The sequence below is a fragment of the Gluconobacter albidus genome (assembly GCF_002723915.1).
In the GTDB taxonomy this organism is placed as follows: domain Bacteria; phylum Pseudomonadota; class Alphaproteobacteria; order Acetobacterales; family Acetobacteraceae; genus Gluconobacter; species Gluconobacter albidus.
This window is the reverse complement of record NZ_BEWL01000004.1, coordinates 58,799-77,033: the sequence shown is the minus strand read 5'-3', so window position 1 is coordinate 77,033 and position 18,235 is coordinate 58,799. Positions and strand designations below refer to the sequence as shown.

Sequence of the window (18,235 nt, the reverse complement as noted above, 5' to 3'; positions counted from 1 at the left end):
ATGTGTGATGACTTTACCTGAACGCATTGCCCAAGTGGATGACTGGCTGCTCGACCGGCTTTTCCAGCCTCTGGCGGACCGTCTTCCCGCACGCCTGACGGCGCTCCATCTTGGTCTGAGCTGTCAGCTCGGGGCTCTGATGCTTGACGGGCTGTCCCTTGTGCTGCCGATGCTGCTGTTCGGGGCCAGTCTGGGCAACATGATCGACAGCGCCCTGATTTGGTGCGTCAGTCTGGCGTTCTTTCTGGGCATGCGGCGTTCCGCGCCGATGGTGCGACCCGGAATGCTCAACCCGCTGCGGCCCCTGCTTCGGGCCATGCGGCTGTTGTCTCTGGCTTTTCTGGCGTACCAGCTTTTCCGCGGGCTGGGCGCGCCCGGTTTTGTCTGGCTGGTGACGCAGCTCACGACGATTTCCCAGCTTCTCTTTACCGTCGGCCTTTATCTCGTGGCCTGCCAGCCGCGTCCGCCTTTCCAGCGCATGTCCAGCCGCAGCGGCCCGGTCATTGAGGGCGTCTGGGGTACGGCCGGAGGCCGTCTGAACTCCTGACATTCCGTTTCTTCGCCACGCCCATCAAGGAAAACGCGCGTGACTTCCCGACTGCGAATTCTGCATTGTCTCTCGACCCGGGAATTTGCGGGAACGGAGCGTCATGTTGCGGAATTGTCCGCGATTCAGGCGCAGAGCCATGACGTCACGCTGCTTTTGGAGCGCAGGACGACCGATGCGCGCACGGGCGGAGATATTCAGGGGTTTCTGTGCCCTGACGTAAAGATCGTGCGGGCGGGGCCGGCGGGATATCTGCCCGCACTGGCCAGCGAGCTGCGCAGCGGGCGGCACGACATCGTTCATACCCATCTCGGTCGGGCCTCCGCCCGGGCGAGCTGGCTGCGCCGGGCGGGGCTTGCGGGCTCCGTGCCTGTCGTTGCCACGCTTCATACCTCTTATCGCGGTCGCAGTTATGGAACGCATGACGGACTTGTCTGCATCGCATCCTGGCAGCGCGATGTTCTGCCAGAACGACAGCGTGAAGCCTGTGCCCTGATCCCCAACTGGACGCTTCCTCCACAATCCACTGTCGCATGTCGTGCGGCTTTGCGGGAACGGATGCGGCTTGAGTGGCGTATTCCAGAGGGGGGCATCGTGATCGGGGCAGCCGGGCGGATGGTTGAGGAGAAAAACTTCCAGCTTCTGATACATGCCTGGAAGCAGGCTGGCCTCAGGCCCGAGACCCGGCTTGTTTTGGTCGGCGACGGCCCGGAGCGGTGTGCGCTGCAAAAAGCGGCGCAGGGCCGCACGGATATTCTTTTCACCGGCTATCGCACGGACATGCCCGATCTTCTGGCCGCATTCGATGCGTTCGTCGTTCCCTCACGTCACGAACCGTTCGGACTGGTGCTGCTGGAAGCCATGGAAGCTGGATTGCCGGTCTGCGCAACGGCGGCGGGCGGAGTTAAGGATATTCTCGCAGAGGCGCCAGAATGTTTGCTACCGTCCGGCTGCCTGGAAGCCCTGACGGCCGGGTTGCAGCGTCTCGAAGCCGCGGCGCCGCGTCAGTGGGACATGTCCCGTTACCGTATCGCGACAGCGGCCAGCAGCGTTGAGGCTTTTTATCGCCGTTACTGCTGAATCTTACAGTTCATAGTAACGGCGGGAAACATAGTCCGACAGGCCAACATCCGGGAAGACGTGCCAGCCCGTGGTGAGAGCGGGAACGAATTCACACAGAAATACCAAAATCGACAGGAAAAAGAGCAGCATGCCGTGTCCGACGATCTGGATGCGGCGCCAGACATAAAGCGGTGGCAGCAGGATCCACAGGATTGTGCCGGGGCGAAAACCCCCAGCGAGCAGGCTGCGGCGGTCCATAACGAGAGCCACGTAGAAAATGCCGATGCTCACGATCATGGACGCAAAATTGCTTGCGAAATCGGGGATGAGTCCGAAGCCCTGAAGAACGCTGACCGCCATGCTGCCGAAAAACGGACCGACCAGACTGAGCCACAGCCAGCGGTTTGAAATCAGGCTGGCAGGGAGGGCAGGAGGAACGCCTTCGGGTTGGGGCGGCCAGAAAACGCAGCTTCCGGCAGGATGCCATTCGCCGCCAAATTCTTCGGTCCAGCACAGGGTGGCATGCCCGATGATGCCTTCGGTGACGAGGGCTTTCATGCCGTCTGCGGACACCGGTCCCTTACGGGTGCCATGGTCTTCGTAAAACCAGCTCACAGTTCGTCCTTATTCCGGGCCGCGCATCGTGGTGCCGGGGCCTGCCGGGTCCCGAGCGGTACAGTCTGTCACGACTTCCGGGGGGCTTGGCAAGACCCATCCTGTCCGCAGGACGGGAGTAGGCCTGTCGTCGGGTATGAAAAAGGCCGCAGTCCCGGCTGGAACTGCGGCCCTTTCATGATTTGCCAAAAGCTCAGCGCGCGTGCTGTTGCAGTTCGCGACGCACGTCGGCCGGGCGCATCGGCATATGCCGCAGGCGAACGCCGACCGCATTGAAGATCGCATTGGCGATGGCAGGCGCAACAACGGTCACACCCGGCTCACCGAGGCCCGTGGGCTTTTCGGTGTTCTGGATGAACTCGATGTCGATATCCGGAACGTCTGGGAGACGCAGCGGAGTATAGGTGTTGAGGTTGCGGTCCTTGATCGTGCCGTCGACGATTTCGGTACCCTCGAACATGGCCATGCTGAGACCCCACAGCGCCGCGCCTTCGGTCTGAGCGAGTGCTCCGCCCGGATCGACGATGGTGCCGGCATCAAGCACGAGCCAGAGCTTCTGGCAGGTGACAACACCCGTCTTGCGATCGACGTGGACCTGCGCCGCACCCGCCGTCCAGGTCGGCATGCCGCGCTCCTGACCAAAGCTGGTGGCGATGCCGATGGCCGTATCGGCAGGAAACTGTTCCTTGCCGTAACCGATCTTGTCAGCCAGACGCTGGAGAACGGCGGCCTGACGCTTGGCCCCGCCGACGGAGTTCGGAGCCTGACCCGCGTTGCGGCCCTGCGCCGTGAACATGGACAGGCGGAACTCCAGCGGGTCCTGTTTCGTGGAATGAGCAACCTCGTCGAGGAAGCATTCCAGCGCCCAGGGAGTCCAGCCCGCACTGACCGAACGCAGCCAGCCGGGGCGGAACGTGGCGTTGGCGAGGTCGTTGCTGACGGCGCGGACGCGTGTCGGCCCTGTTTCATACCAGTGATCCGCGCCTGCGATGGCAAACGGATCATATTTCTTTCCGTCTTCAGCCGTCGCGAGGAATGCTGGCGCCATCACCTGTGTCGGCCAGCCCGCGACCGCGACATAGTCCATCGCAGTGATCTTCTTGCGATCGTTGTCGAGCGCGACCTTGATGTTCTGAAAGGACGGCGAACGGATGGAGTCCAGTTCCATGTCGTCGGAGCGCGTCAGGATCAGCTTGACCGGAGCGCCACCGATGGCTTTGGAGGCCAGGGCAGCCGGAATGCAGTAATCGCCGTTCAGACGCCGTCCGAAGCCACCGCCGAGCATATAGGTGCGCATCACGACCTGCTCTTCGGGAACCTGAAGCGACTTGGCGAGCTGCGGCAGAATGAGGGACTGCCACTGGTTGCCGGTATGGATTTCCCACATGCCGTCGATATGGCGCGCTACGGCATTGACCGGCTCAAGCTGGTAATGTGCGACTGACGCGCAGGTATAGCTGCGTTCGAAGACCTGATTGGGATGGATCGCGAGTGCTTCGTCCACGCCCTTATCGTTGAAGACGCGTGCGCCGTTCTTCGGATCGAGGGTCAGCTTGCGGCCGTGTTCGATGATGTCCGCTTCGGAGACGTGGATCGTCGGACCGGGATTCCACTGTACCTTGAGGGCATCGGCAGCCCGGATCGCAGCGGGATAGGTCTTGGCCAGCGCCACGACCCAGCCCGGAACAATTCCGGAAGGGTCATCCAGAACCACATAGCGCTCATAGCCGGGGATTTTCTTCGCGGCGCTGTCGTCCACGGAGACGACCTTCGAGGCATAGCGTGTCGGCGGCATTTTCGGTCGGCCATACACCATGCCGTCCAGTTTGACGTCGATGCCGTAAATGGCCTTGCCGGTCGTCTTGTCCGGGATGTCGAGCGCCGGGACCGGCTTGCTGATGAGGCGGCGGTTCGTGACAGGCTTGAGCGGCAGCTTCGCCATGTCTTCGGGCGTAAAGGTCCGGGTCGGCTTGGCGCGGGCCACGATGTCGCCGAAGGACACGCTTTTGCCGCCAGCAGAAACAACGCTTTCGCTGACGGTGCAGCGTTCCGCCGTCGTGCCGAGCAGCTTTGCACCTTCTTCAAGCATGACCGTACGAGCCGCAGCTCCTGCCTGACGGAAGGTGTCCCAGGTGTCCCAGACGGACCAGGAACCACCGGTGACGTATTTCCCGGCCCATTTTGGCGCGGTGTCGACCTCGGTGATCTTGATCTTGTCCCAGCTCGCGTCCATCTCGTCCGCGATGATGCGGGCAAGGGCTGTGCCGACATGCTGGCCCATTTCGGCGCGGACGATGTTGACGTTGATTGCCCCGTCAGGCGCGATGGCGCACCAGATGTTCGGCTCGAACGCGGCTTCCGGCGGCATCGGGGAGGGCAGCGTTACGGCGGCACCGGCCTTGCGGGCGAAACCGAACATCAGTCCGCCGCCAGCCGCCGTCATCAGGAAGTTGCGGCGGGAGAGGCGCGCGGCGTCGCTCTTCTTCGCAATCTGTTCGATTTTAGCCATTGTTGGCACCTTCCTGCTGCTTTGAGGCAGCTTCCTTGATGGCCTTGCGGATGCGGATATAGGTCATGCAGCGACAGAGGCTGCCGCCCATCACGCCGTCGATCTGGTCGTCCGTCGGGTTGGGATAGTCCTTCAGGAGGCTTGCGGCCTGCATGATCTGACCGGACTGGCAGTAGCCGCACTGCGGCACCTGCTGGTCCCGCCAGGCGACCTGAACGACATGGTTTCCTTCCGGATCCAGCCCTTCGATCGTGGTGATCGACGCGCCTTCCACGGCCGAAAGCGGCGTGATGCAGGAGCGCGTGGCGCGTCCGCCGACATGGACGGTGCAGGCACCGCATTCGCCGATACCGCAGCCGAACTTGGTGCCGGTCATGTTCAGGTCGTCACGGATGACCCAGAGCAGGGGGGTGTCTGCCGGGGCGTCGACCGTAACGGGCTGTCCGTTGAGTTCAAATTTCGTGGTCATGTCCTGTATTCCCAGTCCTGCCCGGATCAGTGCGAAGCGGTGATGGGCGGAGCTTCGAGCGTGGCGCGCGCGCTTGCGGCCTTCTTTTCCAGATCCGTCCAGGGGGGAAGCGTGGTGCGTGTGCGACGCAGATACGCGGCGATGCGGGCCATGTCATGATCGGACAGGCCGGAATAGAAGCTCGGCATCGAGATGTGATCCTGACCTTCCTCTGCGGTAATGCCATGCAGCATGACCTGATAGAGGTTGTTCGGCTCATCCAGCCACAGCGCGTTGTTCAGGGCGAGTTCCGGGCGACCGAGCACGGGGTTCGGGCCGGAATTGTAGTGGCAGGCGCCACAGGCGGCCTGATACAGGCGGGCATCGGCGTCCTGCGTCTGCGGGCCGGTCAGGTTGAGACCGGACATGTGCATGGCACGGGCAATCGCGGCCTGATCGCCACCGCTGCGCTGCGCCGCCTTGTCCACATCCGCATAATAATGAGCGATGGCGTGCACGTCTTCTTCGGGGATCTTCGACAGGAAGCGATGCGGCACGGGGGACATCGGGCCCGCGGCCGAACCGTGCAGCGGAGCCACGCCAAAGCGCAGATACTGGAACAGCTCGTCTTCGGTCCAGACGACCGGCGTCGGGTTGTGGTCGTTCAGCGGCGGAGCGATCCAGCCGTCGATGACAGCACCGTCATAGACCTTGCTCATCTTTTCGGCGCCGAGCAGATTCCGCGGTGTGTGGCAGGCGCCGCAGTGTTCGTTGCCTTCGGCGAGGTAGGCGCCGCGGTTCCACTGTGCGTCATGCTTGGGGTCGTTCTGATAGCGGCCCGGCGTGAAGAAAAGCAGTTTCCAGAAGCCCTGTCCGATCAGGCGGATGTTGATCGGGAAGGGAACGGTGTTGTCGCGCGGCTTGAGATGAATGGCCGGACGCGTCATCAGATAGGCGTAGAGGTCCGAGACGTCCTGATCGTTGACCTTGGTGAAGTGGTCGAATGGGAAAGCCGGATAGAGCTGCGAGCCATCGCGCGCGATGCCCTTGTTCATCGCGCGCTTGAACGCGGCCAGAGACCAGTTGCCGATTCCCCACTGCTCGTCAGGAGTGATGTTGGACGAGAAGATATCGCCGAACGGCGTGGCCATCTTGAAGTCGCCAGCCAGTTCAGGGCCGGGGTTGCCATCCACGCGGGTATGACATTCCGCACAGTAGCCGCCATTCGCGACAATGGCGCCACGGCTGATGGCGTCAGCGGAGAACGACGATGCGGCTGGCTTGGGGATCGGGGCGATGGCGGGGTACCAGGCATAGGCAAGAAAGCCGATGCCTCCCACGGCACCAAGGCCAATGACAGCGGCAGCTATCCGTTTGAGCATGGTTGGACTGTCCCGGAAGGATTGAAATCATTTGCCACAAAAGGCGACTGTTGCGTGCAACCTAAGGCACCGGACCACGAAAGGAAAGATTGCGCTATCTCAAAACCGTGCGTTTCCTAAAATAAATGCAATCAGAGTCATGAAAATAACACAGATTTCCGGATGTTTCAGCGTAAATCCGGGACTGTTTCAGTCCTGATTGCAGTATTCCCGGTTAAGGATCCTGCAGACGCAGAGGGGCGATACTGAGGGATTTGTTTAAAATCCTGTTACATGGCCTTTGAGCGCAAGTATGTTTTGTAGTAAGTATTGTGGCACCCGGTGCCAAAAATACTGATGCTTTTGATCCATTCTAGTCGCGCCTTACAGGCTCGGATCACGCCCTGACTTTGCCAAGCAACGGGTTCTGGTGGCGCGGAGAGGCTTGGCTTATGATTTTCCTGCGGCGGGTTTCGTCTGTCGTTCTGCCGAGAGGACCTGCCATTTCCGTTCGTCCTGCCCTGATCCGTTCCCTGGCCCTGACCGGTGTTGTTCTGAGTGTGGTGTGCGCGCTCTGTCTGGGGCGCTATCCGCTGTCACCGCTGCGGGTGTTTGGAGTGTTCGGGCATTTGCTGCATCTGTCCGCCGGAGTTGATCCTCTTGCGCAGGCCGTGGTGATGCAGGCCCGCTTGCCGCGTATTCTGGCGGCGCTGCTGGTGGGAAGTGCGTTGTCCTGCGGCGGCGCAACCTATCAGGCGGTGTTTCGTAACCCACTGGTTTCGCCGGATCTTCTGGGCGTTCTGAGTGGCGCGGCGTTCGGGGCAGCGCTTGCGATCGTCAGCGGCGGATCAGCGTTCGTGGTGCAGATGGGCGCCTTCGGGGGAGGGCTGCTGGCGGTTGGCTGTGGGCTCCTGATCAGCAGGACCCTGCCAGGGGGGGGCATTCTGGCCCTGCTTCTGGGTGGCTTGATCGGGAATGCGATCTTTACCGCCTTGCTGTCTCTGGTGAAATATCTGGCCGATCCGATGGATCAGCTTCCGGCTATCGTGAACTGGCTGCTAGGCAGTCTGGCGCCGAGCGGATGGCGGGAACTGGCATGGATGTCCGGCCCGCTTCTCGCCCTGACCACGGCGCTTGTGGTGTGCGCCCCCGTTCTGGACGTGCTGTCACTGGGAGATGACGAAGCCCGCAGTCTCGGAATTTCCGTTCGGGTCATGCGACCGGCACTCATTGTTCTGGCAACGCTGGCCTGTGCGATGACGATTTCAATGGCGGGCATTATCGGCTGGATCGGACTTCTGGTGCCCCATGTGGCACGCCTGCTCGTCGGGGCGGAGCACCGGAACATGATGCCGGTGACGGCGCTGCTGGGGGCCGGGGGGCTGGTGCTGGCCGATACCTGCGCGCGCAGTCTGACGACGGGCGAGGTTCCGCTCGGGATCGTCACGCAATTGTTCGGCGCTCTGGCTTTCGTGCTGGTGCTGCGGCGCCTGCGGGGCGGGATGGCATGACGCTGCTGTCGTGCCGGAACCTTGGTTTCCGCCAGCCGCGGCAGCCCGGATCTGTGCTGGAGGGGATCGACCTTTCGCTACGGGAAGGCGAACTGGTTGGGCTTCTGGGCCTGAACGGTGCAGGCAAAAGTACGCTGCTGCGGCTTCTGATGGGTTTTCTCGCGCCTTCGACGGGAGAGGTTTTTCTTGAGGGGCGGCCTCTGCGGGCGTGGCCTGCCTCTGCCATCGCGCGGCATCTGGCTTACGTGCCGCAAAGCCATGTGGCCACCTTTCCTTATACGGTGCGGCGAATGGTGGAGCTTGGACGGGTGCCGCATTCCGGCCTGACGGGGCGTTTGTCCACGCAGGACCGCCGCGCCGTGTCGGGGGCGCTGGGGCGGATGGGGCTGGAGCGCTTTGCCGATCGTCCCGTCACGGAGCTGTCCGGTGGCGAGCGTCAGCGGGTCGTTCTGGCGCGGGCCATTGCGCAGGATGCGCGGGGGCTGCTGCTGGACGAACCGATGACGGGGCTGGATTACGGGTATCAGATGCGTCTGATGGCACTGCTGGCGGAGCTTGCGCGTGAGGGGCGGCTTGTTATGCTCACCTCCCACCGGCCGGAAGAACTCTATGCGCATGCCAGCCGGGTTCTGGTTCTGGATCATGGCCGGATCGAAGCTGACGGGCCGCCGCAGGATGTCGTGACGGCACAACGGATGTCGGCGCTTTACGGGGTGCCTCTGATGCAGATGGATCATGCCGGAAACCGCTTTTTCCATCAGGAAAGGAACGAGAAATGACACTGGGACTGACGTTGTCACGGACCCTGAAGCGGTTTTCGGCCCTGACATTTCTGGGGGCGACGTTGCTGGGTGCGGTTTCGCTGCCGGGACCGGTCGCGTATGCGGCACCTCCCACCCGGATTGTGGAGGGGTGGTACGCCCATAATGCGATGCTCGTCATGCTGGGGGCGCAGGACCGGATCGTGGGGACTGTGGCGCGTCCGGCGATGCTGCCTTGGATGTTCAGGCTGGTGCCGTCGCTGTCCAGGGCCGAGACGCTGGATCCCGGCAATCTGAATGCGGAGGAACTTCTGGCGCTGCATCCCGATCTGGTGTTCGTGACGGCTTCGGGCCATTCCGCCGATGCCCTCACACGCGCCGGGCTCAATGTCGTGCCTGAAGGGTTCGACCGGTTTGATTCGATGCTTGACTGCGTGGACGGAACGGCGACCCTGCTTCAGACACCATTGGCGGCAAAGCGGGCGCAGGCCTATCGTCTGGCGTTTCTTCAGGCCGTCTCGCAGGCTCCGACCAATCCGCAGGGGCCGCGCGTGCTGCATGTGGAGTCCCTCAGGCCGCTCAGGGTGGATGGCGATGCCAGTATCATCGACCAGTGGATCCGCAGTGCGGGGGGGCAGAATGCGGCACAGGGCATTCATGGCAACAAGCAGCCCGTTTCGATCGAACAGATCCTGTCGTGGAATCCGGATATCGTCATTATTGGCGCCAATGCGGGCGATCCGGCGACACTGACGCAGGACCCGGTCTGGTCGAAAGTCAAAGCCGTGCAGTCCGGGCGTGTCTATCGCAATCCGACCGGGCTGTTTCCGTGGGACCGTTATGGGCCGGAGCTTCTGCTTCAGGTTCTGTGGTCGCGGCAGATCGTTCAGACCGGACAGGTGGACCGGCCTGCGATGATCCGGTCTATCCGTTCTTTCTATCATGAGTTCTATGGTATTGCGCTGTCTGCCGGAGATGCGGAGCTTATGCTCGATGCGCGCCCTCCCGCGCCCGATACGCACTGAAATTCACACTCAGGGACAGCTTCAGATGACGCAGACAGCTTCACAACGCGGACGGATCATTCACCGCAGGGTTCGTGGCGCGGTGGGGCTGCTCCTTGCGGGAAGCGTTCTGGCCGGGATTTCTGTAGGTAAAGCGCGAGCGGAAGAGAGTCTGCTGCCCGTTCCGCAGAGCGTTTCGGTGCCCAATGGTGTGGCGCCAATTGGTGGCGGGGTGCAGATCGTGTGGGACACACGCCCCTCCCCCCTGCTGCAACGGGCCGCAGCGCGGTTCACGACACGCCTTGCCGCCATCGCCGGGCCTGCGGGACAGGGCGCACCGTATGTGCTGCACGTGTCTGCCGGGCCGGACCGGGCCTATCTGAGTGTGGATGAAAAGGAGCATTACGCGCTCACGACTGCAGCCAAAGGTGCGCGGCTGGAGGCGGATGGTCCGGCAGGTGTGATCCATGGGCTGGCTACGCTGCTCCAGCTTGTCCGCGCCACGCCGGAAGGTGCCGTCGTCGAGCGTATCCATATCGAAGATGCGCCCCGGTTTGCGTGGCGCGGTCTGCTGCTGGACGTGTCGCGGCATTTCGATACGGTCGCGACCGTAGAGCGTCAGCTCGATGCGATGGAAATGGTCAAGCTCAACGTGCTGCACTGGCATCTGAGTGACGGAACGGCCTTCCGGGTCGAGAGTCGGACATATCCGCAGCTTCAGGCCATGACCGCTCCGGATCAGTATTATACGCAGGCCCAGATCCGCGAGGTCGTATCCTATGCAGCCGACCGTGGCATTCGTGTGGTGCCGGAATTCGACGTTCCGGGTCATGCACTGGCAATCGTCCGCGCCTATCCGGAACTGGCAGCGCAGCCTTTGCCTGACATGAGCACCAAGGGGCTGAACCTCAACAATGCTGCCCTCGACCCGACCAATCCGCAGACGTTGCGCTTCGTACGGGTTCTTTATGGCGAGATGGGGCGCCTTTTCCCGGACCGCTATATTCATGCGGGCGGCGATGAAGTCGTGTCCTCCCAGTGGACGAAAAATCCGGCGATTGCGGCTTATATGAAGGCGCATGGCTACGAAACGGCCGAAGCGCTTCAGGCTGCGTTTACGGGGCAGGTCGCGGCCATCATCGCGGCGCAGGGGCATGTAATGATGGGATGGGACGAGGTCAGCGAGGCCCCGATCCCGAAAAACGTGGTCGTCGAGCCCTGGCGCGCGTCGAAATGGACGGGATCGGCCACACGCGCCGGACATCCGGTGGTGGTGTCCGCGGGATATTATCTCGATCTGCTGCGTCCGTCCGCCACACATTATGCGGTCGATCCGTTCGATACGAGGGCAGATGGCATCACAGCAGATCAGCTGGCGAAGTTTCCGCCCAAGCATCCCGAGTTCTCCGTGCCTTTTGAGATGGATGTAAATGCCCCGCCTCTGGATGACGCACAGAAAAAGCTGGTGCTGGGGGCGGAAGGGACGCTCTGGGCGGAAATGGTGCCCGAACCGATGCTGGATTCACGGCTCTGGCCCCGGATGGCGGCGCTGGCCGAGCGGTTCTGGTCCGCGCAGGATGTGCGGGATGTTCCTGATCTGGAGCGGCGTCTGCCCGCTGTGATGGCGGAGCTTGAGGCAACCGGGTTGCAGGCAACGCAGCATCGCAATGCCCTGCGCGAAGCCATGGCACCAGGGCATTCAGAGCCTCTGAACGTGCTGACGGATGTAACGGTGCCGGTCCGCAATTACGCGCTCAACCATCTCGACACCGCCAGTGGTGGCACCATGCTTTCGGGTCCGGTGGCTGTGGCGGAGCCGGATTCATTCGTGGCGATACAGTTCAACGCGATGGCGGAGCGTTACGCGCAAGGCGAGACGGGACTGGCCGCGCCGTTGCGCCAGATGCTCCAGCGCTGGGCCGATAATGAAGCGGCCTTTGTCGCCGTTGCAAAAAATATCCCCGCGCTTGAGACCGTGGTCCCCGTATCCCATGCCGTGGGGCAGTTGTCCCGGGCCGGGCTGGGTGTTCTGAACGGGCGAGGCGGCTCGGCATGGCGGATGGATGCGACCCGCCTGCTTCAGGATCAGGAAGCGGCTTTTGAAAATTCGGCTAGCATGCTGGCCTCCGCCCGCGCTCCGCAGCCGCCGGGAGGATTGCTGATTGCGATTTTGCCGGGGATCAGGGCGCTTCTTGCAGCAGGTGGTCGATAAGCGTTGCGGATATGCGCCGCAGGGGATGGATTTCCGTCGCATGGCGGGGGAAAAGGAAAGCATGACAGGTTTTCCGATCCTCCTCCTCGACTATGACGGCACGCTGGCGGAAACGCAGCCGGCCATTCTTCGCAGCCTCAGAGAAGCATTCAACGCCGTGGGCGTCCCCGCTCCCGCACCGGCTGCGCTCAAGCAGGAACTGACGCGGGGCGGAACGCTCCAGACGCTGTTTCAGGCGATCGTCCCCGAAAGTGATGCACAGGACGCCGCAGCGTTCGTGCGCCATTACCGGGCGTTCTACCCGGCTGCGGACGAAGAGGAGACGGTCCTGTTCGAAGGGGTGGTGGACACGCTCGCCGCACTGAAAGAACAGGGGACAATTCTCACCATTCTCAGCAACAAACATGCCCCGACCGTCTGTGCGAGCATCGCGCGCTTTGGCCTGACGCCGTTCTTCTCGGGCGTCGTGGCCTCCGAACCGCATTTTCCGCACAAGCCTGATCCGCGCGTGATGGACGAGCGGATTGTGCCGCTGTTCCCGACACAGCCGCGCTCGGCTTTCCTGATGGTGGGCGATACCGTGGCCGATCTCCAGTTCGCCCGCAATGCGGGGATTGCGTCATGCTGGGCCAGTTACGGCCATGGATCCGCAGCCCAGTGCGCGGCGCTGGACCCGCATCTGCGGATCGGTTCTTTCAGCGAGCTTCCTGCGGCGCTGCGGAGCTGAAAGCCGCCGTCAGGTTGCGGTGGGGCCGATGCTGCCGCGCAGGACCAGTTCGGTATCGAGGATGACATTCTCGCTGCCGCTGGCCGCACCCAGCAGGCGCACGGCTTCCGTCCCCTTGCGTTCGTGAGGCTGGCGGATCGTGCTCAGATCGGCACCTTCGGCGGCGGGGATGTCGTCGAACCCGAAGATCGAGACGTCCTGCGGGATGTTCAGGCCCAGGGCGCGGATGGTCTGCATGGCGCCGATGGCGACGCGGTCGCTCATGGCGAGAATGGCGGTCGGGCGCTGGGCGCGGTTCAGCAGGTGGCGAACGCCTTCCGCTCCCATGTCTTCGGAATTAATCGGGATTTCCCAGGCGGGGACGTCTTCGGGGGCGATTTTGGCTTCCCGCAGGGCCAGAAGATAGCCTTCGAGGCGCATGGCGATGGTGCTGTGGGCAATATTGGCACGCCGTTTGGCGGTCAGGGGGCCGAAATAGCCGTCATGGGCCGTCTTGAGCGACAGGATGCCGAAATGCCGGTGCCCGAGATCAAGAAGGGTTTTGGCTGCGCGATAGGCTGAGCCACGATCGTCGATCCCGACATACGGCACGCCATCGAGGCGGGGCTGGTCCACCACGACGAGCGGGACATTGCGCTGCTGGGCCATGAGGACGCAGCGGCTGTCGGGAGCAACGGAATAGAGGATGTAGCCGTCCACGGCCGCGTTGCCGAGCGACACGGGCGCGGCGCGGTTGCGCAGATTGCTGCCCGCGGAAATCAGGGCCAGATCGGTTTCCAGATCGTCGCAGGAACGGGCGACGCCGTTGAGGACGCTCAGGATCGCGGGGTCGGTGAAGGCGTAGGGCAGGTCTTCGCTGAACAGGAACCCCAGAGCCCCGGCGCGACCGGTTGCAAGCTGTTTGGCCGCCGGATCGGGGCCGGTATATCCGAGCTCCTGCGCGGCGGCGAGGATCTTCTCGCGCAGGGCGGCCGAGAGCTGGCCAGGGCGGATATAGGCATTGGAAACCGTTGTGTGGGAGACCCCGACCTGTGCTGCCACGTCCTTGAGGGTTACTTTGCGGCGGTCGTACTGTCGGGTCATTGTTCCGGTCTGTCCAGCAAAACACACCAGACCTGTCGGGGCCGATCCTGACGGTTGCGGTGTGATGTCAGTATTCTGTTGAAAATCACTGGAGGTACCATATCCAGTCTGTCGGGCAGAAACCAGTCACGGACGCGGGAGTGATTGCGAAAATGACCGATTTCGCAATCACGGATCCGTTAAACTGTTTTTCAGGGCTGCTTCACCCCTGTTTCGGCTTGGGTGCGGACGCTTTTTTGGTCTGAGGGAGAGGTGCGAACATTGCGCGGCATTTCGGGGACAGTTTGTCGATCTTCTTCTGCATGCAGGCGGTGATCTTGGCTTCGTTGGGAATGGCAAGCGCGCACAGGCGCAGCGCATCGCCCTTGCAGGCCTTCGTCTGTTCTTCGCGGGTGGCTGCGGAGGCACCCTGTGTCAGTGCAAATGCCAGTCCGACCAGAGCTATACAATAACGAATCATGTGTTTTCTCCTTACCTTCAGGTAAGCGTATGGGGCTTTTTACAGTTTCAGCCTGAAGAAACTTTATCGCAACTCCGCATGGTGCAATATTCTTCAATAAAGACTTTCCAGATCCTGATTTCAGACTGTCAGGAGTGAAGAATACGGGCAAACCGCGCTGATGCAGCCGGGCCGGGTGCGGTTTCGGGGGCCGGGACGGGGAGTTCGGGCGGGAGGGCTCCGGGTTGCAGGCTCATCAGAAGCGCCCGTGCGCGTCGGGCGTCCGGGGTGTCGGCCCAGCAGTAATGGATGGCGCGGGATTCGCGCTGGGATTCGATCAGGCCTGCGCGTCTGAGTGCGCCCAGATGCTGGCTCAGCGTCGGCTGTCCGATGCCGGTCATGGTCTCGATTTCGCTGACGGCATGGGTGCTGTCGAGCAGGGCCGAGAGGATCATGAGGCGTTGGGGCTGGGCAAGGATGCGCAGCCATTCCGCCAGTTCCCGGCTTTTCTCAAGGGGAAGCAGAACGGTCATGAGCGTTCCCGTGCCATGGGTTGGAAGAACCATTTGGCCCCGGCTTTTTCCACGGCGGCCTGCGTCTGGAGCGGGGGCGCGATGGTACGCTGTCCGGGCTGCCAGCTTTCGGGTGTGAGAGCGCCCGCGCGGTCGACTTCTTGTAGTGCGCAGAGCAAACGCAGGAGTTCGGGAACGGAGCGTCCGACCGTGGCAGGGTAGTTGAGGATCGCCCGGACGATGCCCGCGGGATCAATCATGAAGACGGAGCGGACCGTTGCGCTGTCCTGAGCCGTGCTGTCGAGCATGCCGTAGGCCTTGGCGACGGCAAGGGACGGGTCTTCGATGATGGGGAAAGGGACATGGACGTCGAACTGGGTCCGGATCGCGTTCACCCAGGCCAGATGGGCCGGAAGACTGTCCGCCGAGATGCCGAGGAGCGCGCAGTCCCGCTGCTGGAACTCTTCCGCACTGCGGGCCAGTGCGATGAATTCGCTGGTGCAGACAGGTGTGAAATCGGCCGGATGGGCAAAGAGCAGAACCCAGTGCCCGCGCAAAGCGCTCATGATGAACTCGCCATGCGTGGTCCGGGCGCTGAAATCCGGAGCGCGGTCGCCGATGCGAAGGGACGGAAAAGACGATTCAGCGGGAGGGGATACGATCATGGTCCGGTTCCAAAAGCATCGGGGCGCTTGACATGCAACACTTACAATATTAACTTAACAGTTAATGAAAGTGTCGTAAAGACATTCCGCAGCCAGAAGGTGGACGCCATGCACGATGCAGCAATTCAGGCCGCGACCGACCAGATCCGGCGGACCGAGCAAGGCGCGACGCCCGTTCCCGTCGTCTGTACGTTTTTCGATGAAGCCACGAACACCGCGACGCATGTGGTCCATTGCCCCGTCACGAAGCACGCCGCTGTCATTGACAGCGTACTTGATTATGACGCCGCGGCAGGACGCACGTCGCATGGCTCGGCTCAGGCAATCGTCGATTATGTCGGGCGCGAAGGCCTGACTGTGGACTGGCAGCTTGAGACGCACGCTCATGCTGACCATCTCTCTGCCGCTCCGTGGCTGCAGGAAAAAATCGGCGGAAAGCTGGGGATAGGGGCGGATATCACGCTGGTCCAGGCTGTGTTTGGCAAGATCTTCAATGCGGGAACGCGGTTTGCGCGGGATGGGTCGCAGTTTGACCGTCTGTTCCGCGATGGCGAGACTTTCCGGATCGGGGAGCTTCCCGTAACGGTGCTGCATGTTCCGGGTCACACGCCGGCGGATATGGCGTTCGTGATCGGTGATGCGGCCTTTGTGGGTGATACGATCTTCATGCCGGATTTCGGTACGGCGCGGGCGGATTTCCCGGGCGGTGATCCGCGCCAGCTGTTCCGCTCCATCCGGCGTCTGCTGTCACTTCCGGTCGAGACGCGGCTGTTCCTGTGCCATGACTACAAGGCGCCGGGACGGGACGACTATGTCTGGCTGACGACGGTCGGGCACGAGCGCGGTTACAACATTCATGTTCATGACGGGGTGAGCGAAGAAGAGTTCGTGCAGATGCGCACGGCGCGCGACGCGACGCTTGCGATGCCGCGCCTCCTGATGCCGTCCGTGCAGGTCAACATGCGTGGCGGACACCTTCCCGAACCTGAAGCCGACGGCGTGAGCTACATCAAGATCCCCGTCAATCGCGTCTGAAATCCGTCTGTCCGGCACGGCCGTGCCCTGTTTTTCGTTTCTGGAGTTCCCATGCCAACCCGTCATCTGACCGACAGCTATGCCATTTCCCCCCAGATTGCCGTGCAGGATATTGCCGATCTGAAGGCTGAGGGGTTTCATACGATCCTGTGTTTCCGTCCCGATGGAGAGGCCCCGGATCAGCCGGATATGGCCGCGATCGAAGCCGCTGCAAAGGAAGCGGGGCTGGCGTTCGCAGCAATTCCCGTAAAATCCGGTACGGTGCCGAGCGATGCCCAGATTGCCGAAACGCGCCAGATTCTGGCCACGCTGCCTGCGCCGGTCGTAGGCTATTGTCGCTCCGGCACGCGGGCGGGGCAGATCTGGGCTCTGGCCGAGGCTGGCAAGCGCCCTGCCGCTGAAATTTTCGCGGCAACGGAGCGGGCCGGGGTGGATATCAGCCGTCTGCGGACGCGGATCGAGAAGGTTGCCGCTCCCGCAGCCGCCCCGCGCAGGGATGCAGCCCATTTTCAGGTGCTGATCATCGGCGGTGGTGCGGGTGGACTGTCCACTGCGGGAAGCCTGCTCAAGCGGAACCGGAACCTGTCCATCGGTGTGGTGGAGCCGTCCAATGAGCATTTCTACCAGCCGGGCTGGACGCTTGTGGGCGGCGGCGTGTTTCAGGCCGCCCAGACGCGCCGCAAGGAAGCAGACGTCATGCCCAAGGACGTTGTCTGGGTGAAGCAGGCGGCAAAGCTGTTCCGGCCGGATGTGCGCGAGGTGGTGCTGACGGATGGCACGGTCGTGTCCTATGACGCGCTGGTCGTGGCGACGGGGATTACGCTGAACTGGGACGCCATTCCGGGTCTGGTAGAGACGCTGGGCAGGAATGGTGTGACATCGAATTACCGTTTCGATCTGGCGCCCTACACCTGGCAGCTTGTGCAGCAGCTCAAGGGGGGCACTGCGATTTTCACGCAGCCGCCGATGCCGATCAAATGCGCCGGTGCGCCGCAGAAAGCTGTGTATCTGTCCTGCGATGCCTGGAAGCGCCGGGGCGTGCTGGATAGCATTTCGGTCGAGTTCGACACCGCAACGCCGGGGCTGTTTGGCGTCAAGGAATTCGTCCCGCCGCTGATGGAGTACATCAGGCGCTATCACGTCGGTCTGCAGACCGGATCGAAGCTGGTGGAAGTGGACGGACCGAACCGCAAGGCCGTTTTCGAGCGCAAGGTCGGGGATGGTGTGGAGCGGGTTGAACGGACGTTCGACATGCTGCATGTCGTGCCACCGCAGAGCGCGCCGCAGGTGATCCGCGAGAGCGCCCTGGCGGGATCGGACGGGTTTGTTGAGGTCAATCCGGCGACGTTGCAGCATGTGCGTTTCGCGGACGTGTTCGCCATCGGAGACGTGATCGGCACGTCCTGCGCCAAGACGGCGGCGGCCGTCCGCGTACAGGCGCCCGTGGTGGCGACCAATGTGATGGCATTTCTGAAGCATCAGGGGCCGGTTTCGGAATATGAGGGCTATGGTGCCTGCCCGCTGACAGTGGAAAACGGACGGATCGTGCTGGCGGAGTTCAGCTATGGGGGCAAACTTGCACCCACGATGCCGAAATGGCTGCTCAATGGCCAAAAGCCGACGCGTCTGGCCTGGTGGCTCAAGAAATACGTCATGCCGCTGATGTACTGGGACGGGATGCTCAAGGGGCGTGAACTGATGGTCGCGCCCAAGCCCCTGACTGCGAAAAAAGGCGGCTGAGCGG

The 18,235-nt window shown here is 62.5% G+C and carries 17 protein-coding genes; 9 read left to right on the top strand and 8 right to left on the bottom strand.

Annotated features, from left to right (window positions below; genetic code table 11):
• Positions 1-7 precede the first annotated feature (7 nt).
• Together GAL01_RS06860 and GAL01_RS06855 are read left to right on the top strand one after the other, a co-directional pair.
• Positions 8-547 (top strand): hypothetical protein, encoded by a 540-nt coding sequence (locus GAL01_RS06860; protein WP_062031856.1) that lies wholly within the window; start codon positions 8-10, stop codon positions 545-547.
• A 39-nt stretch (positions 548-586) separates the two neighbouring features.
• Positions 587-1,627, top strand: a complete 1,041-nt coding sequence (locus tag GAL01_RS06855; protein WP_174694458.1) for a glycosyltransferase — start codon at positions 587-589, stop codon at positions 1,625-1,627.
• 3 nt (positions 1,628-1,630) lie between these two features.
• Here GAL01_RS06855 and GAL01_RS06850 read toward each other — a convergent pair whose 3' ends face one another.
• From GAL01_RS06850 to GAL01_RS06835, 4 genes are all read right to left on the bottom strand, one after another.
• The gene (locus GAL01_RS06850) at positions 1,631-2,224 is read right to left on the bottom strand and encodes a DUF4339 domain-containing protein (RefSeq protein ID WP_062031775.1); all 594 of its coding nucleotides are present in this window, start codon (positions 2,222-2,224) and stop codon (positions 1,631-1,633) included.
• A 193-nt stretch (positions 2,225-2,417) separates the two neighbouring features.
• Positions 2,418-4,733: a xanthine dehydrogenase family protein molybdopterin-binding subunit gene (locus tag GAL01_RS06845; RefSeq protein WP_062031772.1), complete on the bottom strand. Its 2,316-nt coding sequence runs from the start codon at positions 4,731-4,733 to the stop codon at positions 2,418-2,420.
• A complete protein-coding gene (locus GAL01_RS06840) occupies positions 4,726-5,202 on the bottom strand; it encodes a (2Fe-2S)-binding protein (protein ID WP_062031771.1) in 477 nt (158 codons plus the stop codon). The genes GAL01_RS06845 and GAL01_RS06840 overlap by 8 nt, the downstream gene beginning before the upstream one ends.
• 26 nt (positions 5,203-5,228) lie before the next feature.
• Positions 5,229-6,563, bottom strand: a complete 1,335-nt coding sequence (locus GAL01_RS06835) for a cytochrome c (RefSeq protein ID WP_062031767.1) — start codon at positions 6,561-6,563, stop codon at positions 5,229-5,231.
• Between the two features lie 431 nt (positions 6,564-6,994).
• On the opposite strand from GAL01_RS06835, the gene GAL01_RS06830 reads away from it, so the two are divergent.
• The 5 genes from GAL01_RS06830 (at position 6,995) to GAL01_RS06810 (ending at position 12,757) form a co-directional block, all read left to right on the top strand.
• Positions 6,995-8,053 carry a FecCD family ABC transporter permease gene (locus tag GAL01_RS06830; RefSeq protein ID WP_062031762.1) on the top strand — a complete coding sequence of 353 codons (1,059 nt, stop codon included), beginning with the start codon at positions 6,995-6,997 and terminating at the stop codon, positions 8,051-8,053.
• Complete coding sequence (locus tag GAL01_RS06825; protein WP_062031759.1) at positions 8,050-8,832, top strand: ABC transporter ATP-binding protein; 783 nt, start codon at positions 8,050-8,052, stop codon at positions 8,830-8,832. Before GAL01_RS06830 ends, GAL01_RS06825 begins: the two co-directional genes overlap by 4 nt.
• Positions 8,829-9,839: an ABC transporter substrate-binding protein gene (locus GAL01_RS06820; RefSeq protein ID WP_062031756.1), complete on the top strand. Its 1,011-nt coding sequence runs from the start codon at positions 8,829-8,831 to the stop codon at positions 9,837-9,839. Before GAL01_RS06825 ends, GAL01_RS06820 begins: the two co-directional genes overlap by 4 nt.
• Positions 9,840-9,864: 25 nt before the next feature.
• Entirely contained in the window at positions 9,865-12,030 is a 2,166-nt protein-coding gene (locus GAL01_RS06815) for a family 20 glycosylhydrolase (RefSeq protein ID WP_062031848.1), read from the top strand.
• A gap of 61 nt (positions 12,031-12,091) precedes the next feature.
• Positions 12,092-12,757: an HAD family hydrolase gene (locus GAL01_RS06810; RefSeq protein ID WP_062031844.1), complete on the top strand. Its 666-nt coding sequence runs from the start codon at positions 12,092-12,094 to the stop codon at positions 12,755-12,757.
• A 9-nt stretch (positions 12,758-12,766) separates the two neighbouring features.
• On the opposite strand, the gene GAL01_RS06805 is transcribed toward GAL01_RS06810, so the two are convergent.
• The 4 genes from GAL01_RS06805 to GAL01_RS06790 form a co-directional block, all read right to left on the bottom strand.
• A complete protein-coding gene (locus GAL01_RS06805; RefSeq protein ID WP_062031841.1) occupies positions 12,767-13,840 on the bottom strand; it encodes a LacI family DNA-binding transcriptional regulator in 1,074 nt (357 codons plus the stop codon).
• A gap of 202 nt (positions 13,841-14,042) precedes the next feature.
• Entirely contained in the window at positions 14,043-14,300 is a 258-nt protein-coding gene (locus GAL01_RS06800; protein WP_062031752.1) for a hypothetical protein, read from the bottom strand.
• A gap of 128 nt (positions 14,301-14,428) precedes the next feature.
• On the bottom strand, positions 14,429-14,812 hold the full coding sequence (locus GAL01_RS06795; protein WP_062031747.1) for an ArsR/SmtB family transcription factor: 384 nt from the start codon (positions 14,810-14,812) through the stop codon (positions 14,429-14,431).
• The gene (locus GAL01_RS06790) at positions 14,809-15,456 is read right to left on the bottom strand and encodes a peroxiredoxin (RefSeq protein ID WP_062031743.1); all 648 of its coding nucleotides are present in this window, start codon (positions 15,454-15,456) and stop codon (positions 14,809-14,811) included. The genes GAL01_RS06795 and GAL01_RS06790 overlap by 4 nt, the downstream gene beginning before the upstream one ends.
• 108 nt (positions 15,457-15,564) lie before the next feature.
• Between GAL01_RS06790 and GAL01_RS06785 the strand changes: the two genes are divergently transcribed.
• Both GAL01_RS06785 and GAL01_RS06780 read left to right on the top strand, forming a co-directional pair.
• Positions 15,565-16,491: an MBL fold metallo-hydrolase gene (locus tag GAL01_RS06785; protein WP_062031739.1), complete on the top strand. Its 927-nt coding sequence runs from the start codon at positions 15,565-15,567 to the stop codon at positions 16,489-16,491.
• A 51-nt stretch (positions 16,492-16,542) separates the two neighbouring features.
• Entirely contained in the window at positions 16,543-18,231 is a 1,689-nt protein-coding gene (locus GAL01_RS06780) for a bifunctional protein tyrosine phosphatase family protein/NAD(P)/FAD-dependent oxidoreductase (protein ID WP_062031734.1), read from the top strand.
• Positions 18,232-18,235: the final 4 nt, after the last annotated feature.

What these genes read in the sequence shown, in the direction of transcription:
- GAL01_RS06860 (WP_062031856.1), top strand. Translation starts at nt 8, where the DNA reads ATGACTTTACCTGAACGCATTGCCCAAGTGGATGACTGGCTGCTCGAC.
- GAL01_RS06845 (WP_062031772.1), bottom strand. Translation starts at nt 4,733, where the DNA reads ATGGCTAAAATCGAACAGATTGCGAAGAAGAGCGACGCCGCGCGCCTC.
- GAL01_RS06840 (WP_062031771.1), bottom strand. Translation starts at nt 5,202, where the DNA reads ATGACCACGAAATTTGAACTCAACGGACAGCCCGTTACGGTCGACGCC.
- GAL01_RS06835 (WP_062031767.1), bottom strand. Translation starts at nt 6,563, where the DNA reads ATGCTCAAACGGATAGCTGCCGCTGTCATTGGCCTTGGTGCCGTGGGA.
- GAL01_RS06830 (WP_062031762.1), top strand. Translation starts at nt 6,995, where the DNA reads ATGATTTTCCTGCGGCGGGTTTCGTCTGTCGTTCTGCCGAGAGGACCT.
- GAL01_RS06825 (WP_062031759.1), top strand. Translation starts at nt 8,050, where the DNA reads ATGACGCTGCTGTCGTGCCGGAACCTTGGTTTCCGCCAGCCGCGGCAG.
- GAL01_RS06820 (WP_062031756.1), top strand. Translation starts at nt 8,829, where the DNA reads ATGACACTGGGACTGACGTTGTCACGGACCCTGAAGCGGTTTTCGGCC.
- GAL01_RS06815 (WP_062031848.1), top strand. Translation starts at nt 9,865, where the DNA reads ATGACGCAGACAGCTTCACAACGCGGACGGATCATTCACCGCAGGGTT.
- GAL01_RS06810 (WP_062031844.1), top strand. Translation starts at nt 12,092, where the DNA reads ATGACAGGTTTTCCGATCCTCCTCCTCGACTATGACGGCACGCTGGCG.
- GAL01_RS06805 (WP_062031841.1), bottom strand. Translation starts at nt 13,840, where the DNA reads ATGACCCGACAGTACGACCGCCGCAAAGTAACCCTCAAGGACGTGGCA.
- GAL01_RS06800 (WP_062031752.1), bottom strand. Translation starts at nt 14,300, where the DNA reads ATGATTCGTTATTGTATAGCTCTGGTCGGACTGGCATTTGCACTGACA.
- GAL01_RS06795 (WP_062031747.1), bottom strand. Translation starts at nt 14,812, where the DNA reads ATGACCGTTCTGCTTCCCCTTGAGAAAAGCCGGGAACTGGCGGAATGG.
- GAL01_RS06790 (WP_062031743.1), bottom strand. Translation starts at nt 15,456, where the DNA reads ATGATCGTATCCCCTCCCGCTGAATCGTCTTTTCCGTCCCTTCGCATC.
- GAL01_RS06785 (WP_062031739.1), top strand. Translation starts at nt 15,565, where the DNA reads ATGCACGATGCAGCAATTCAGGCCGCGACCGACCAGATCCGGCGGACC.
- GAL01_RS06780 (WP_062031734.1), top strand. Translation starts at nt 16,543, where the DNA reads ATGCCAACCCGTCATCTGACCGACAGCTATGCCATTTCCCCCCAGATT.